At 64.1% G+C, this 15,603-nt stretch carries 14 protein-coding genes; 11 read left to right on the forward strand and 3 right to left on the reverse strand.

What is annotated here, in order from left to right; translation table 11 throughout:
• Window positions 1–229: 229 nt before the first annotated feature.
• The 11 genes from adh to QA642_RS23985 all read left to right on the forward strand — a co-directional run bounded on the left by adh (window position 230) and on the right by QA642_RS23985 (window position 12,344).
• A complete protein-coding gene (gene adh, locus QA642_RS23935) occupies window positions 230–1,747 on the forward strand; it encodes an aldehyde dehydrogenase (protein WP_283086781.1) in 1,518 nt (505 codons plus the stop codon).
• A gap of 174 nt (window positions 1,748–1,921) precedes the next feature.
• A complete protein-coding gene (locus tag QA642_RS23940; RefSeq protein ID WP_283086782.1) occupies window positions 1,922–3,274 on the forward strand; it encodes a glycerophosphodiester phosphodiesterase family protein in 1,353 nt (450 codons plus the stop codon).
• Window positions 3,275–3,528: 254 nt separating this feature from the next.
• Entirely contained in the window at window positions 3,529–4,551 is a 1,023-nt protein-coding gene (gene pdhA, locus QA642_RS23945; RefSeq protein WP_283086783.1) for a pyruvate dehydrogenase (acetyl-transferring) E1 component subunit alpha, read from the forward strand.
• A 30-nt stretch (window positions 4,552–4,581) separates the two neighbouring features.
• Window positions 4,582–5,964, forward strand: a complete 1,383-nt coding sequence (locus QA642_RS23950) for a pyruvate dehydrogenase complex E1 component subunit beta (RefSeq protein ID WP_283086784.1) — start codon at window positions 4,582–4,584, stop codon at window positions 5,962–5,964.
• Window positions 5,965–5,967: 3 nt separating this feature from the next.
• Window positions 5,968–6,270 (forward strand): DUF5076 domain-containing protein, encoded by a 303-nt coding sequence (locus tag QA642_RS23955; protein WP_027559362.1) that lies wholly within the window; start codon window positions 5,968–5,970, stop codon window positions 6,268–6,270.
• A gap of 2 nt (window positions 6,271–6,272) precedes the next feature.
• Window positions 6,273–6,725: a nucleoside deaminase gene (locus QA642_RS23960; RefSeq protein ID WP_283086785.1), complete on the forward strand. Its 453-nt coding sequence runs from the start codon at window positions 6,273–6,275 to the stop codon at window positions 6,723–6,725.
• Between the two features lie 63 nt (window positions 6,726–6,788).
• On the forward strand, window positions 6,789–8,135 hold the full coding sequence (locus QA642_RS23965) for a pyruvate dehydrogenase complex dihydrolipoamide acetyltransferase (RefSeq protein WP_283086786.1): 1,347 nt from the start codon (window positions 6,789–6,791) through the stop codon (window positions 8,133–8,135).
• A gap of 8 nt (window positions 8,136–8,143) precedes the next feature.
• Complete coding sequence (locus QA642_RS23970; protein ID WP_283086787.1) at window positions 8,144–8,377, forward strand: hypothetical protein; 234 nt, start codon at window positions 8,144–8,146, stop codon at window positions 8,375–8,377.
• Window positions 8,378–8,394: 17 nt separating this feature from the next.
• Complete coding sequence (gene lpdA / locus QA642_RS23975) at window positions 8,395–9,816, forward strand: dihydrolipoyl dehydrogenase (RefSeq protein ID WP_283086788.1); 1,422 nt, start codon at window positions 8,395–8,397, stop codon at window positions 9,814–9,816.
• A 142-nt stretch (window positions 9,817–9,958) separates the two neighbouring features.
• On the forward strand, window positions 9,959–11,200 hold the full coding sequence (locus QA642_RS23980) for a threonine synthase (RefSeq protein ID WP_283086789.1): 1,242 nt from the start codon (window positions 9,959–9,961) through the stop codon (window positions 11,198–11,200).
• 172 nt (window positions 11,201–11,372) lie between these two features.
• Complete coding sequence (locus QA642_RS23985; RefSeq protein ID WP_283086790.1) at window positions 11,373–12,344, forward strand: tripartite tricarboxylate transporter substrate binding protein BugD; 972 nt, start codon at window positions 11,373–11,375, stop codon at window positions 12,342–12,344.
• Window positions 12,345–12,354: 10 nt separating this feature from the next.
• Here QA642_RS23985 and QA642_RS23990 read toward each other — a convergent pair whose 3' ends face one another.
• From QA642_RS23990 to QA642_RS24000, 3 genes are all read right to left on the reverse strand, one after another.
• Window positions 12,355–12,771 carry a response regulator gene (locus QA642_RS23990; protein ID WP_283086791.1) on the reverse strand — a complete coding sequence of 139 codons (417 nt, stop codon included), beginning with the start codon at window positions 12,769–12,771 and terminating at the stop codon, window positions 12,355–12,357.
• 97 nt (window positions 12,772–12,868) lie between these two features.
• Window positions 12,869–13,540 (reverse strand): response regulator transcription factor, encoded by a 672-nt coding sequence (locus QA642_RS23995; RefSeq protein ID WP_283086792.1) that lies wholly within the window; start codon window positions 13,538–13,540, stop codon window positions 12,869–12,871.
• Window positions 13,537–15,519: a PAS domain S-box protein gene (locus QA642_RS24000; protein WP_283086793.1), complete on the reverse strand. Its 1,983-nt coding sequence runs from the start codon at window positions 15,517–15,519 to the stop codon at window positions 13,537–13,539. Before QA642_RS24000 ends, QA642_RS23995 begins: the two co-directional genes overlap by 4 nt.
• Window positions 15,520–15,603: the final 84 nt, after the last annotated feature.

Here is a 15,603-nt window from a genome sequence, read left to right on the forward strand (position 1 = left end):
AGCCGTCATTGCGAGCCACCGGGTCCGCGCGAAGCGCGGCCCCGGTGGCTCGCAACGACGATGTGGAGGCCGCAAACGTCCCATCTCCCCCGCGACTGTCGCAGAACTGCGACACTCCCGCCTGGCCATCGCTGCCGCCCGGGCTGACAGAAATCACCACCCGCGAGATCGTTGGCGCAAGTCGTGAACACACGGCGGATCGCGCAAACATCAACATCGGGAGTGAGCAATGAACAAGGTGGAATTCCTCGGCGTCACCCAAAGCCCCTTCGCCGAACGCTACGACAATTTCATCGGCGGCAAGTTCGTGGCGCCGATCTCGGGCAAATATTTCGACAATTCTTCGCCGGTGACCGGCAAGGTTGTCTGCAAGATCGCGCGCTCCGATGCGCAGGACGTCGAGGCCGCGCTCGATGCGGCCCATGCCGCCAAGGCCGCGTGGGGACGCACCAGCGTCGCCGAGCGCGCCGCGATCCTGAACAAGATCGCCGACCGCATGGAGGAGAATCTCGAGCGCCTTGCGGTCGCCGAGACCTGGGACAACGGCAAGCCAATCCGCGAGACCCGCGCCGCCGATCTGCCGCTGGCGATCGACCACTTCCGCTACTTCGCCGGCGTCGTCCGCGCGCAGGAAGGCTCGATTGGCGAGATCGACCACGACACCATCGCCTATCATTTCCACGAGCCGCTCGGCGTGGTCGGCCAGATCATCCCCTGGAACTTCCCGCTGCTGATGGCGTGCTGGAAGCTCGCACCGGCGCTCGCCGCCGGCAATTGCGTGGTGCTCAAGCCCGCCGAGCAGACGCCGGCCTCGATCATGGTCTGGGCCGAGATCATCGGCGACCTGCTGCCGCCAGGCGTGCTCAACATCGTCAACGGTTTTGGCCTCGAGGCCGGCAAGCCGCTCGCCTCCAGCCCGCGCATCGCCAAGATCGCCTTTACCGGCGAGACCACGACCGGCCGGCTGATCATGCAATATGCCAGCCAGAACCTGATCCCCGTGACGCTGGAGCTCGGCGGCAAGTCGCCGAACATCTTTTTCAAGGACGTCACCGCCGAGGACGACGACTTCTTCGACAAGGCGATCGAAGGCTTCGTCATGTTCGCCCTGAACCAGGGCGAGGTCTGCACCTGTCCGAGCCGCGCGCTGGTCCATGCCGACATCTATGACCGCTTCATGGAGCGGGCTCTCAAGCGCGTCGCCGCCATCAAGCAGGGCGACCCGCGCGCGGCCGACACCATGATCGGCGCGCAGGCCTCCAGCGAGCAGCTCGCAAAAATCCTCTCCTATATCGACATCGGCAAGCAGGAGGGTGCCAAGGTGCTCGCGGGCGGCGGACGCGCCGAGCTCGCCGGTGATCTCTCGGGCGGCTTCTACGTCCAGCCGACGGTGTTCGAAGGCAACAACAAGATGCGCATCTTCCAGGAGGAGATCTTCGGCCCCGTGGTCTCGGTCACGACCTTCAAGACCGACGACGAGGCGCTGGCGATCGCCAACGACACGCTCTATGGCCTCGGGGCCGGCGTCTGGAGCCGCGATGCCAACCGCTGCTACCGCTTCGGAAGGGCGATCCAGGCCGGCCGGGTCTGGACCAACTGCTACCATGCCTATCCCGCGCATGCGGCCTTCGGCGGCTACAAGCAGTCGGGCGTCGGCCGCGAGACCCACAAGATGATGCTCGATCACTATCAGCAGACCAAGAACCTCCTGGTCAGCTATAGCCCGAAGAAGCTCGGCTTCTTCTGATCGAAGATGTGATCGGGCGGAAGAGAGCGCCCGCTCCATCGTCATCCATCTGTCAGAGTCTTGGGACAAGACGGGCAGCGCCGCGCCTATCCGGGTTCGGCGCTGCTGGCGTTCGAGGCAATGCCAGGCAAAGACGGAGGCTTGGCGATGCGAAACGGTCGTTCACGACGGACAATGTATGTTGGAGCGCTGCTGTTCGGCGCGGCGTTGCTCTCGCTGTCGACAGCCTTCGCACAGACCGGCCCGGCTCCGGCTGGCGCCAAGCAGATTCCGACCCTCGATGGCAAGCCGCCGCTGATCCTCGGGCATCGCGGACTGCCGGGGCTGGTGGCCGAAGAGACCGAGGCATCGTACGAGCTTGCGGCAGCGCTCGGCACTGATGCGCTCGAAGAGGATCTGCACCTGACCAAGGACTGCGTCCTCGTGGTGCGCCATAACCCCTGGCTCAGCGACAACACCAATGTGGCCGAGGTCGCCAAGACCAACGCGACTGTTGCGGCCCGCAAGCGCACGGTGCCCGGCGTGCGCGTGAAGGCGCCTGCTTCCCCGACCGCGCCTGCTGACTATCTGACCGATCTCACCGATCCCGCGGATCTCAAATCGGTGCTGAAGTCGCTGATCGTGGATGGCGAGGACCACACCAACGACTGGTCGATCACCGACTTCACCATGGCCGAGCTGAAGGAATGGATCGCCGGAACCACCTATGATGCCGCCAACGAACGGCCAAAGATCTTCAACGGAAAATTCCCGGTCATCAGCTTCCAGGACGTCATCGACATCGCCAAGGCCAAAAGCAATGCGACGGGGCGTCCCATCCTGGTCTATCCCGAGACCAAGAACCCGACCTGGAACAATGCCCAGGCGATAGCAAACGGCTGCGGCGCGCCCGGCAGCCGTCCGCTCGAAGATGCCCTGATCAAGATCATCAAGGACAATGGACTGAACACCAAGGACGCGCCCATCCTGGTCCAGAGCTTCGAGCCGGGTAGCCTGAAATACATGCGCAGCCATGGCCTCGAGACGCGGCAGGTCCAGCTCATCGACGGCAACGGCATCGACTTCAAGACCGGCAAGGTGCTGCTCAACAACATCACGAGCTCGCGTCCGTTCGACTGGACGATTGCGGGTGATGCGCGCCTCTACGATGCGATGCTGACCCCGGAGGGCCTTGCCGAGATCAAGACCTATGCCGACGGCATCGGTCCGTGGAAGGCCTATATCGTTCCGCTCATGATCGCGCCGTGGAAGGACAGCAACGCCGACGGCACACCCTACAAGGGATCGACCCCGGAGGCATCGACGCAGGAGCCGACCAGCCTCGTTGCCGACGCGCACAAACTCGGCCTGTTCGTGCACGTCTTCACATTCCGGAACGAGAAGAAATATCTCGCCGCCGATTATCGCGGTGATCCCGGTCTCGAATATCTCAAATTTTTTCGTCTCGGTGTGGACGGAGTTTTCACCGATTTCACGCACACTGGCGTTGCCGCTCGCGCAGCCTATCTGCGCGAGCTCGGCTGGTAGGGCTGCCGTACGAATCGGACACGCGACGAGCCTTCGGCCTTGGGACGAGCGTGTCCGGTTTGGTTGCCTTGGGCTGCCTGCTGCTGCGCGTCGGCGGGGAGCTAATGTTGCCCAATCCACGCCAAAGGTTTTGCAAAGTTTCGGCCACGTTGCAGTGCGGCATAATGAAAATCGTGCTATTCCGTTGCGGTGCTTTCCAACCGCGTTTGACTTGGGTTAGAGAGGGCTGAAGTTTTCTCTGACCCGGAATTCCCATGGCCGCACCCAAGAAAGCCGCCGCAGGCGCTGCACAGGACAAGACCGACGGCGGTTCGCCCCCGGAATTCACCAGGGAACAGGAGCTCAAGGCGCTCCGCGACATGCTCCTGATCCGGCGGTTCGAGGAAAAGGCCGGCCAGCTCTACGGCATGGGCGCGATCGGCGGCTTCTGCCATCTCTATATCGGCCAGGAGGCCGTGGTGGTCGGGATGCAGATGGCCCTGAAAGAGGGCGATCAGGTCATCACCGGCTATCGCGACCACGGCCATATGCTTGCCACCGGCATGGACGCCAATGGCGTCATGGCCGAGCTCACGGGGCGCCGCGGCGGCTATTCCAAGGGCAAGGGCGGCTCCATGCACATGTTCAGCAAGGAGAAGCACTTCTACGGCGGTCACGGCATCGTCGGCGCCCAGGTCTCGCTCGGCACGGGCCTCGCCTTCGCCAATCACTATCGCGGCAACGACAGCGTCAGCGTCACCTATTTCGGCGACGGTGCGGCCAACCAGGGCCAGGTCTATGAGAGCTTCAACATGGCGGAGCTCTGGAAGCTGCCGGTGATCTACGTCATCGAGAACAACCGCTACGCCATGGGCACCGCGGTCTCGCGCGCCTCTGCCCAGCAGGACTTCTCCAAGCGCGGCGCGTCCTTCAACATTCCCGGCAAGCAGGTCGACGGCATGGACGTTCGCGCCGTGAAGGCTGCGGGCGACGAGGCGGCGGCCTGGTGCCGCGCCGGCAAGGGCCCCTTCATCCTGGAGATGCAGACCTACCGCTACCGCGGCCACTCGATGTCCGACCCTGCAAAATATCGCACGCGCGAGGAGGTCGAGAAGGTTCGCCACGACCAGGACCCGATCGAGCAGGTGCGCAACCGCCTGCTTGCCGCCAAGGTCAGCGAAGCCGATCTCAAGGCGATCGACGCCGAGGTGCGCGACATCGTCAACGCGTCCGCCGACTTTGCCCAGCATGATCCCGAGCCGGATGCCGCCGAGCTCTGGACCGACGTTTACCGCTAAAACGCGCGCAAGCTTTCTTTTGGAGTCGATATGCCAATTCAAGTGCTGATGCCCGCGTTGTCGCCCACGATGGAAAAGGGCAACCTTGCCAAGTGGCTGAAGAAAGAGGGCGAGCAGATCAAGTCTGGCGACGTGATCGCCGAGATCGAGACCGACAAGGCGACGATGGAGGTCGAGGCGACCGACGAGGGCACGCTCGGCAAGATCCTGATCCCGGAAGGGACCGCCGACGTCGCGGTGAACACGCCGATCGCGACCATTTTGGCGGACGGCGAGAGCGCCGCCGATCTCGCCAAAGCGCCTGCACCAGCGGCGAAGGCTGCGGAGTCCGCGCCGCCCGCCGCTGCCAAGGCCGAAGCGCCCGCGCCGAAGGCTGCACCGGCGCCGCAGGCCGTCGCCGAGCCCGATCCGGAAGTGCCCGCCGGCACTGAGATGGTGACGCAAACCATCCGCGAAGCGCTGCGCGATGCCATGGCCGAAGAGATGCGCCGCGACGCCGACGTCTTCGTCATGGGCGAAGAGGTTGCCGAATATCAGGGCGCCTACAAAGTCACGCAAGGATTGCTCCAGGAATTCGGCGCCAAGCGCGTCATCGACACGCCGATCACCGAGCACGGCTTTGCCGGCGTTGGCGTCGGTGCCGCCATGACCGGTCTGAAGCCGATCGTCGAGTTCATGACGTTCAACTTCGCCATGCAGGCGATCGACCAGATCATCAACTCCGCGGCCAAGACGCTCTACATGTCAGGCGGCCAGATGGGCTGCTCGATCGTGTTCCGTGGGCCCAATGGTGCGGCAGCCCGCGTCGCCGCCCAGCACAGCCAGGATTATTCGTCCTGGTACTCGAACATTCCGGGCCTCAAGGTCGTCGCGCCGTTCTCGGCCGCCGATTACAAGGGCCTGCTCAAGGCCGCGATCCGCGACCCCAATCCGGTGATCTTCCTCGAAAACGAGGTGCTCTACGGCCACACCGGTGAGGTGCCGAAGCTCGACGATTTCGTGATCCCGATCGGCAAGGCGTGCATCGTGCGCTCGGGCTCCCACGTCACCATCATCTCCTGGTCGAACGGTATGACCTATGCGCTGAAGGCCGCCGACGAACTCGCCAAGGAGGGCATCGAGGCCGAGGTGATCGACCTGCGCACGCTGCGCCCGATGGACACCGAGACCATCGTCAACTCCGTCAAGAAGACGGGGCGCGCCGTCACCGTGGAAGAGGGCTGGGCCCAGAGCGGCGTCGGCGCCGAGATCGCCGCGCGCATCATGGAGAACGCCTTCGACTATCTCGACGCGCCTGTTACGCGCGTCTCCGGCAAGGATGTGCCGATGCCCTATGCCGCCAACCTGGAGAAGCTCGCGCTGCCCTCGGCGGCGGAAGTCGTCGAGGCCGCCAAAGCCGTCTGCTACAGGTAGACCATGGCGGGCCCCAAGGAGCAGCCACTGCCGCCCGACGTCATGACCCGCGAGGACGCGGTCGAGATCCTGCGCGTGTTCGTGCTGGATGGCGGGCTGTCGATGGCGTTCCAGCGGGCCTTCGAGGAGCCCGACATGTGGGGCCTGCTGCTGGTCGATCTCGCCCGCCACGCTGCGCGCGCCTATGCGCGCGAGAGCGAGTACACCGAGGAAGACGCGCTGAACCGGATCCTCGATATGTTCCAGGCGGAGATCGAGCGTCCCACCGACACCGGCACCACGACGCCGCGCGGGAAGGGGCACTGACCGTGGCGATCGAATCCTATCACTACGATTTCATGCTCGAGGCGATCCGCGAAGCGCAGGACTCGATCGCGCAGGGCGGCCTGCCGATCGGCGCGGTGCTGACGCGAGACAACAAAATCATCGCCCGCGGCCACAACAACCGCGTGCAGGAGAACAACGTCATCCTGCACGGCGAGATGAGCTGCCTGCGTGCGGCCGGCGCGATCTCGTTCCATGACACCGTCATGTACACCACGCTGTCGCCGTGCTCGATGTGCGCCGGCGCGCTCGCTTTGTTCAAGGTCAAGCTCGTAGTGATCGGGGAATCCGTCACCTTCGAGGGCTCCAAGGACATTCTCGACAAGTTCGGCATCCCCTGGATCGATCTTGCCGACGACCGCTCCATCACCATGATGAAGACGTGGCGTTCCAATCCCGCCAATGAGCGCCTGTGGCAGGGCGACATCGGCAACTAAACCTGGTCCTGTTCGTCCTCGCTTTCGGGGACGACGTTTTGAGAAGTTCTTCGTGAGGTCAGCATGCCCATCAACATCCTGATGCCCGCTCTCTCGCCGACGATGGAGAAGGGCAACCTCGCCAAGTGGCTGAAGAAGGAAGGCGACAAGGTCAAATCCGGCGACGTCATCGCCGAGATCGAGACCGACAAGGCGACCATGGAGGTCGAGGCCATCGACGAGGGCACGATCGCCAAGATCCTGGTGCCCGAGGGCACGCAGGACGTCCCCGTCAATGACGTGATCGCGGTGCTCGCCGGCGAGGGCGAGGACGTGAAGGCGGCCAGCGCCGCCAAGCCGAGCGCTTCGGCCGCGCCGCCGAAAGCCGCTGAGGCTGCTGCGGCTCCCGCGCCAGCGCCCGCCGCGCCCAAGGCTGCACCGCCGCCCGCTGCCGCACCTGCGCCCCAAGCTGCTGCGCCTGCCGCGCAAGCCAACGGCCATGGCGGCCGCGTGTTCTCCTCGCCGCTGGCGCGCCGTCTCGCCAAGGAAGCCGGCATCGACGTGTCGATGGTGACCGGCACCGGCCCGCACGGCCGCGTCGTCGCGCGCGACGTCGAGCAGGCCAAGTCCGGCAAGGGCCTCAAGGCGCCCGCCGCGGCACCGTCAGGCGCGCCCTCGATCGCGCCCACCATGTCGGACAAGCAGATCCTGTCGCTGTTCGAGCCGGGCTCCTACGACATCGTCCCGCACGACGGCATGCGCCGCACCATTGCGCAGCGCCTGACCGCATCGATCCAGAACGTCCCGCACTTCTACCTGACCATCGACTGCGACATCGGCAAGCTGCTCGCCGCACGCGAGGAGATCAATGCCGCTGCGCCGAAGGACAAGGAGAAGAAGCCGCTCTACAAGATCTCGGTCAACGACTTCGTCATCAAGGCGATGGCGGTCGCGCTCCAGAAGATTCCGAACTGCAATGTGAGCTGGACCGAAAGCGGCATGGTCAAGCACCATCATTCCGACGTCGGCGTCGCGGTGGCGATGCCCGGTGGACTGATCACGCCGATCATCCGCAAGGCCGAGACCAAGACGCTCTCCACCATCTCCAACGAGATGAAGGATTTCGCCGCGCGCGCTCGCTCGCGCAAGCTCAAGCCCGAGGAGTACCAGGGCGGCACCACGGCGGTCTCCAACCTCGGCATGTACGGCATCAGCCACTTCACCGCCGTGATCAACCCGCCGCATGCCACGATCCTCGCGGTCGGCACCAGCGAGGAGCGGCCCGTCGTGCGCGGCGGCAAGATCGAGATCGCGCACATGATGAGCGTGACCCTGTCCTGCGATCACCGCGCCATCGACGGCGCTCTCGGCGCCGAGCTGATCGGCGCGTTCAAGCAGCTGATTGAAAATCCCGTCATGATGATGGTCTGAGATGGCGCATGACGACGCGCTGGCCCTGGATCTCGATGCTGGTTTCGCTGATCCTCACGCTCAGCCCGTTCGGCCGCGAGATCATTGAGGCCGCCTTCTTTGCCGGTGAAGCGCTATCGCGCAACATCTGGGGGCCGATCGCGCTCACCATCTTCGCCATCATGGCGGCGGTCATTCTCGTGGAATGGCTGATCAGAACCTACGTCTTCAAACGCCGCGCCCGCGGCGCAACGACCGCCTGAGTTGAATGGGAGCCGCCATGGCCGACACGTCTTTCGACATCATCATCATCGGCTCCGGTCCGGGCGGCTATGTCACCGCGATCCGCGCCGCCCAGCTCGGCTTCAAGACCGCGATCGTCGAAAAGTCCTATCTCGGCGGCATCTGCCTGAATTGGGGCTGCATCCCGACCAAGGCGCTTTTGCGCTCGGCCGAGATCTACCACTACATGCAGCATGCCAAGGATTACGGCCTGTCGGCGGACAACGTCTCGTTCGATCCGAAGGCGGTGGTGCAGCGCTCGCGCGGCGTCTCGAAGCGGCTCAACGACGGCGTCGGCTTCCTGATGAAGAAGAACAAGGTCAGCGTGATCTGGGGCGCCGCTTCGATCGATGCGCCCGGCAAGGTCACCGTGAAGAAGTCCGACGTTGAAGGTCCCAAGGGCTCGCTGGGCGAGGGGACTTATCAGGCCAAGCACATCATCGTCGCGACCGGGGCGCGGCCGCGCGTGCTGCCCGGGCTCGAGCCCGACAAGAAGCTGATCTGGACCTATTTTGAAGCGATGGTTCCGGAGAAGATGCCGAAATCGCTGCTGGTGGTCGGCTCCGGCGCGATCGGCATCGAGTTCGCCTCCTTCTTCCACTCCATGGGCTCCGACGTCACCGTCGTCGAGGTGCTGCCGCAGATCCTGCCGGTCGAGGACGCCGAGATCGCTGGCCTTGCCCGCAAGCGGTTGGAGAAGCAGGGCATCAAGATCATGTCCTCGACCAAGGTGACGAAGCTCGAGAAGAAGGCCGACAGCGTCGTCGCCACCATTGATGACGGCAAGGGCAAGCCCGTGACCACCGAGTTCGAGCGCGTGATCTCGGCGGTCGGCGTCGTCGGCAATATCGAGAATCTCGGCCTGGAAAAGCTCGGGGTGAAGACCGATCGCGGCTGCATCGTCATCGACGGCTACGGCAAGACCAACGTGCCCGGCATCTACGCCATCGGCGACGTCGCGGGTCCCCCGATGCTCGCGCACAAGGCCGAGCATGAAGGCGTGATCTGCGTCGAGGCGATCAAGGGCCTGCATCCGCATCCCATGGACAAGAACATGATCCCGGGCTGCACCTACTGCCAACCGCAGGTCGCGTCCGTCGGTCTCACCGAAGCCAAGGCCAAGGAGAACGGCCGCGAGATCCGCGTCGGCCGCTTCCCCTTCGTCGGCAACGGCAAGGCGATTGCGCTCGGCGAGGACCAGGGCCTCGTCAAGGTGATCTTCGACAAGAAGACGGGCCAACTGCTCGGCGCCCACATGGTCGGCGCCGAAGTGACCGAGCTGATCCAGGGCTATGTCGTCGCCATGAACTTGGAGACGACGGAAGAAGAGCTGATGCACACGGTATTCCCGCATCCGACGCTGTCGGAGATGATGAAGGAAGCCGTGCTGGATGCGTATGGGCGCGTCTTGAACATCTGACGGCCGCCGTCATTGCGAGCGAAGCGAAGCAATCCAGAATTCATCCGCGGACTGGATTGCTTCGTTGCTTCGCTCCTCGCAATGACAACTGCGGACGAGCGGTTTCAATTGGAAAAGCACAACAACAAAAGGGAATGAACCCATGCACGACAACGACAACCTCACGATCGAACGGCCGACCTTCGTCACCCATCTCGAATGCGCGATGGAAGGCGATCATTACGCCGCCGACCAGGTCCACAACCTCTCCAAGGCCGGCAAGCCGCTCTTGGTGCGCTACGACCTGGCCGGCGTGAAGAAGGCGCTGACCAAGGACGCGCTCAGCAACCGTCCCGCCGACATGTGGCGCTACCGCGAGCTGCTGCCGGTCCGCAAATGCAAGGACATCGTCTCGCTCGGCGAGGTCACGACGCCCTTGATCCGGCTGCCGAGCCTCGGCAAGAAGCTCGGCGGCGGCGAGATCATCGTCAAGGATGAGGGACGCCTGCCGACCGGCTCGTTCAAGGCGCGCGGTCTCGTCATGGCGGTGTCGATGGGCAAGGCGCTCGGCATCAAGCACATGGCGATGCCGACCAACGGCAATGCCGGCGCAGCGCTCGCAGCCTACGCCACCTCCTGCGGCATCAAGACCACGATCTTCTGCCCCGCCGATACGCCCGAGGTGAACGTCAGCGAGATCGAGCTGCAGGGCGCGACCGTCTACCGCGTCAACGGCTATATCGACGATTGCGGCAAGATCGTCGGCGAGGGGAAAGCGAAAGTCGGCTGGTTCGATACCTCGACGCTGAAGGAGCCGTACCGCATCGAAGGCAAGAAGACGATGGGCCTGGAACTTGCCGAGCAGCTCGGCTGGGACGTGCCCGATGTGATCTTCTATCCAACCGGCGGCGGCACCGGCCTGATCGGCATGTGGAAGGCGTTCGACGAGCTCGAGAAGATCGGCTTCATCGGTTCAAAGCGCCCGCGCATGGTCGCGGTGCAGGCCTCCGGCTGCGCGCCCATGGTGCGCGCCTATGAGGCCGGCACCGAGCATGCGACGCGCTGGGAGGACGCCCACACCATCGCCTCGGGTATCCGCGTGCCGCAGGCCATCGGCGATTTTCTGATCTTGCGCGCCGTGCGCGAGAGCAAGGGCTTTGCCATTGCGGTCGACGACGACAAGATCTCGGCGGCGCTCAACGAGGTCGCGCGCGAGGAGGGGCTGTTGCTGTGTCCCGAGGGCGCCGCGACCTACGCCGCCTACAAGGAGAGCCTTGCCGACGGCCGCGTCTCGAAGGGTGACCGCGTGATGCTGTTCAACTGCGCCAGCGGTCTGAAATACCCGCTGCCGCCGGTCACCCGCACGCTCGATCGCCACAAGCCGATCGACTACTCGCAGTTCTAGAAATCTCTCCCTCTCTCCGTTCTTACGGGGAGAGGGTTGGGGTGAGGGGCCTCTCTCCGCGAATGAGATATGCGTGAGACCTGTACCCCCTCACCCGAATTGCTTCGCAATTCGACCTCTCCCCGCAAGCGGGGCGAGGTCAAGAAAAACAAGAACGGTTGGGGAGAACACAATGAAGAAGGCCATCTGGGCCGGGCTGATCGGTATTCTCGCTCTCACTGGCGCCGCAGGCGCCGACGACTATCCCTCGCATCCCATCACCATTATCGTGCCCTTTGCGGCCGGCGGACCGTCGGATGCGATGGCGCGCGTGCTTGCCGAGCGCATGCGCGTATCGCTCGGCCAGCCGCTGGTGATCGAGAACGTCACCGGCGCCGGCGGCTCGCTCGGGGTGGGGCGCGCCGTGCAATCGCCGCCTGATGGTTACACCATCTCCTTCGGCCATCTCGGCACCCATGTCGCCAACGGCGCCGTCTACAAGCTCAAATACGATCTCGTCGCCGATCTCGAGCCGGTGGTGCTGCTGCCGAGCAACCCGATGATCGTGGTCAGCAAGACCGCGGTGCCCGCGACCTCGCTGAAGGAGCTGCTGGAGTGGCTGAAGTCGCGGCCGTCGCCGCCGACCGCAGGCACGGCCGGCGCAGGCTCCGGCAGCCACATCGCCGGCGTCTATTTCGAGAGCGTGTCCGGCATCAAGCTGCAATACGTGCCGTATCGCGGCACGGCGCCCGCGTTGAACGATCTCATCGCCGGCCAGATCGACGTCATCGTCGACCAGACCTCAAACTCCATCAACCAGGTCCGCGCCGGCACCATCCGCGCCTACGCCATCACCGACGACAAGCGTTTGGCTTCGGCGCCCGATATTCCGACTGCGGAGGAAGCGGGCCTCAAAGGCTTCAACATGACGCTGTGGTCGGGAATGTGGGTGCCAAAGGGCACGCCGAAGGAGATCGTCACCAAGCTTAATGCGGCCGCCGTCGAAGCGCTGAACGATCCCGCGGTGAAGAAGCAGCTCGAAAGCCAGGGCCTGGAGATGACACCGCAGGATCAGCTCACCCCTGAAGCCCTCGGTGCGCGGCAAAAGGCCGAGATCGCCAAATGGTGGCCGATCATCAAGGCCGCCAACATCAAGGTGGATTGAAGAGGAGCTGTCACCGACGCGTTTCCTCGCGGCCGGCAATCATCCCCTTGGTTTCGCCGCCTGCCGCCAGCGCCCGGTCCAGGCATTGCATCATATCGGTGGGGACGAACGGCTTCCCGAGAAAACAGACTGCCCCGGCCTTGAGCGCGCGCACACGCACGCTCTCATCCGGGAAGGCGGTGATGAAGATGAACGGCGTCGCCGAACCCTGCGCTCGCATCTGCGTCAGCAGATCTATTCCGGTCATCAATGGCATCTGCACGTCGGCGATCACGCACGAGGTGTCAGTCGAATCCGCCGACCGCAAGAACTCCTCGGCGGAGCCGAATGTGTGGACGGTGTATCCGCGCGATTCCAGCAGATTGTTGATCGCTGCCCGCACGTAGGGGTCATCGTCAAGCACCGAAATGACCGAAGACACCGACAAGACGTCCGCTCCTCGCCCGGAATTACGCGCTTGCCGTCGCCACGGCTACAGATGAGCGCGCAGGGTGGACCTGTCAGTCACCATTGGAAACTCATACTTAGGTTTGTATGTCGGGCTTACTGGGTCGAATTCCGAGTGCCTCGCTCATTCTCACCAGATCGGCCAGCGACTTCGCGCCCATTTTCCGCATGATCTGGCCGCGATAGATCTTGACGGTGATTTCCGCCAATCCGAGCTGGGCGGCCACTTGCTTGTTCATCAGGCCAGCCGTCACCAGCGACAATACGTCTCGCTCCCGCGAGGACAGCGACTCGAAGCGTGATTTGACGGTCGAAACCGTCTTGTTGAGGTCGCGGCGCTTGCGGTCTCGCTCGATCGCGGACTGGACTGCGTCCAGGATGTCTTGGTCGCGAACCGGCTTGGTCAGGAAGTCGATGGCGCCGCTCTTCATGGCCCGAACTGTCATGGGAATGTCACCATGGCCAGTGATGAAGATGACGGGCGTTTGGATGTTTGCCTTGGCAAGATCGGACTGCAGGTCCAGGCCGCTGGCTCCGGGCAGGCGGATGTCGAGCACCAGGCAACTGGGGACTTCCGGCGGCTTGGCCTGGAGCAATTGCGGTGCCGAGCCGAATGCTTCGACCTTGAGGCCGACCGACTCGAACAGATTGGTGAGCGCACGGCGCATGGACACGTCGTCGTCGACGATGAAGACGACTGGCTGGTCGCCGTCCTCCTGCACCGGCGAAGGCTCAGCGCGCTCGGTCACGATGTCTCCTCTCGATGGCGGGGCAGGGCGATCTGAAAAGTCGCGCCGCGGTCCTGGTTCGATGCGGCGGAAAGTCGTCCGCCATGGGCCTCGATGATGGAGCGACAGATCGACAGCCCCATGCCCATGCCGGACGACTTCGTCGTGAAGAACGGCATGAACAGGCGATCCATCACCTGTTCACAGATGCCGACGCCGCCGTCGGCGACGCTCACCAGCACCGCCTCGTCGTCACCCGCTGCCGAGCGGATGCTAAGCTCGCGCGGGCGATCCTCGACGCCTTCCATGGCCTCGATGCCGTTCATGATCAGGTTGATGAGGACCTGTTGCAATTGGATTCGATCGCCAAAGATCTTGGGCAGTGCGGACGACAGCTCCATGCGCACCGACACGGCGTGGCTGGCCATCTCGCGCTGAACGAGCGCGACGGCCTCGCGCACGACCGCGTTTGCGTCGAGCGGAGCCATCTCGATGTCGGACCGCTTGGCGAGCGCCCGCACGTGGCGGATCACGTCGCTGGCACGCGTAGCGTCCTCGATGATCCATTCCACGGAGCGCCGGGCCGCGTTGAAATCGGGCGGGCTGCGCTGCAGCCAGGTGAGGCAGGCGTCGGCGTTTGCGATCACTGCGGCGAGCGGCTGATTGATTTCATGGGCAATGGAAGCCGTCAGTTCACCCAGTGTCGTGACGCGCGTCACATGGGCCAGCTCGGCCTGGGCCTTGCGCAGCGCCTCTTCGGCTTGATCGGCCCGGATCGCCGCGGTGACGTCGGTGCAGACGCCACGGTAGCCCAGAAAAGTCCCGTCGGCGTCGAAGAACGGCTTGCCGCTGGTCCGCACGTAGATCGGCTGCCCGTTGCGGTCCCTGCTGCGATACACGAGGTCGCGGAACGGAACGTGGGCGTCGAGCGCGGCCCGATGTTGTCGCCATTTTTCCGGTTCGAGATCTGCGTCCGGAGCGATGTCCCAGCGCGTGAGGCCGATCAGGCCCGCGGGCGCGGTGACGGTATAGGAGTGCTCCGATACCAAGGTGACGCGATGGTCTGGTCCTGTCTCCCAGAACCAATCGGACGCGGTTTCGGCATAGTCGCGAAAGCGCTGCTCGCTTTCACGAAGCCTGCGCTCTGCCTCCTTGGTCGCCGTGATGTCGCTCACCGATCCGACGAACTCCACCTGACCGCCGGAATCTCGCGTGGCCCGGGCCACCGCTCGGACGTACTTGATGGAGCCGTCGTGCATTACGAGCCGATATTCGTGGTCGTAGTCCTTTCCCTCGCGCGCGGCCCGGCCCGTGGTCCGTTGCACCGCGAGCCGGTCCTCCGGATGGATACGCTCGAGCATGACCGGGATCCGTGGCCTGCTCCCCTCATCGCATTCGAAGATGCGATAGGTCTCCCTGGACCAGGTGATCTCGCTGGTCGCGGCCCTCCAGCCGAAACTGCCCGTGTGGCTCAACTCCTGCGCCTGGGCGAGATAGGCCTCGCTCTGTCGCAGCGCATTCTCCGCTTCCTTGCGCTCGGTGATGTTCTCGCAGGCCACCAGCACCATCGGCTCACCATCGGCCCGCAGCATGGTCTTGGCGTTCTCGCGCACCCAGAGCACCGACCCGTCCTTGCGCACCTTCCGGATTTCCCAGGTATGGGACTGGTCGACGGTCTCGAGGCACAGCGCGACGCATGCGCGGACCAAGTCGCGGTCTTCCTCGAAGAAGACGTCCAGCACCGACCGGCCGATCAACTCCGCGGCCGTATAGCCCAGTTGCGCGGCGCCAAACGTATTCACGTTGATCACGGTTCCGGCCGGATCGACCATGAAATACATGACAGGATTATGCTCGAAGACTTGCTGCCACTGCTTGACCGCCTCAAGCAAGCCGCCATCGGGATCGGTGTGCGGCTTGGCGGCTACAGTTTGTCTGACGCAGCCGGCGAGGAATTGCGCGGCTGACTTCCCCAACGTCACTGCCCGGCGAGGCTTCATCGCAGACGCTCCCGGCCTTCTATCTGCGTGAAGACAAGTAGAGCACGTTGCCGCGAGAGGAGCAATTCCGGCCAAAGTCGGATT

It is taken from the genome of Bradyrhizobium sp. CB2312 (genome assembly GCF_029714425.1).
Taxonomy (GTDB): domain Bacteria; phylum Pseudomonadota; class Alphaproteobacteria; order Rhizobiales; family Xanthobacteraceae; genus Bradyrhizobium.

Coding starts and splice junctions, on each gene's coding strand:
- adh (WP_283086781.1), top strand. CDS start 230: ATGAACAAGGTGGAATTCCTCGGCGTCACCCAAAGCCCCTTCGCCGAA.
- QA642_RS23940 (WP_283086782.1), top strand. CDS start 1,922: ATGTATGTTGGAGCGCTGCTGTTCGGCGCGGCGTTGCTCTCGCTGTCG.
- pdhA (WP_283086783.1), top strand. CDS start 3,529: ATGGCCGCACCCAAGAAAGCCGCCGCAGGCGCTGCACAGGACAAGACC.
- QA642_RS23950 (WP_283086784.1), top strand. CDS start 4,582: ATGCCAATTCAAGTGCTGATGCCCGCGTTGTCGCCCACGATGGAAAAG.
- QA642_RS23955 (WP_027559362.1), top strand. CDS start 5,968: ATGGCGGGCCCCAAGGAGCAGCCACTGCCGCCCGACGTCATGACCCGC.
- QA642_RS23965 (WP_283086786.1), top strand. CDS start 6,789: ATGCCCATCAACATCCTGATGCCCGCTCTCTCGCCGACGATGGAGAAG.
- QA642_RS23970 (WP_283086787.1), top strand. CDS start 8,144: ATGACGACGCGCTGGCCCTGGATCTCGATGCTGGTTTCGCTGATCCTC.
- lpdA (WP_283086788.1), top strand. CDS start 8,395: ATGGCCGACACGTCTTTCGACATCATCATCATCGGCTCCGGTCCGGGC.
- QA642_RS23980 (WP_283086789.1), top strand. CDS start 9,959: ATGCACGACAACGACAACCTCACGATCGAACGGCCGACCTTCGTCACC.
- QA642_RS23985 (WP_283086790.1), top strand. CDS start 11,373: ATGAAGAAGGCCATCTGGGCCGGGCTGATCGGTATTCTCGCTCTCACT.
- QA642_RS24000 (WP_283086793.1), bottom strand. CDS start 15,519: ATGAAGCCTCGCCGGGCAGTGACGTTGGGGAAGTCAGCCGCGCAATTC.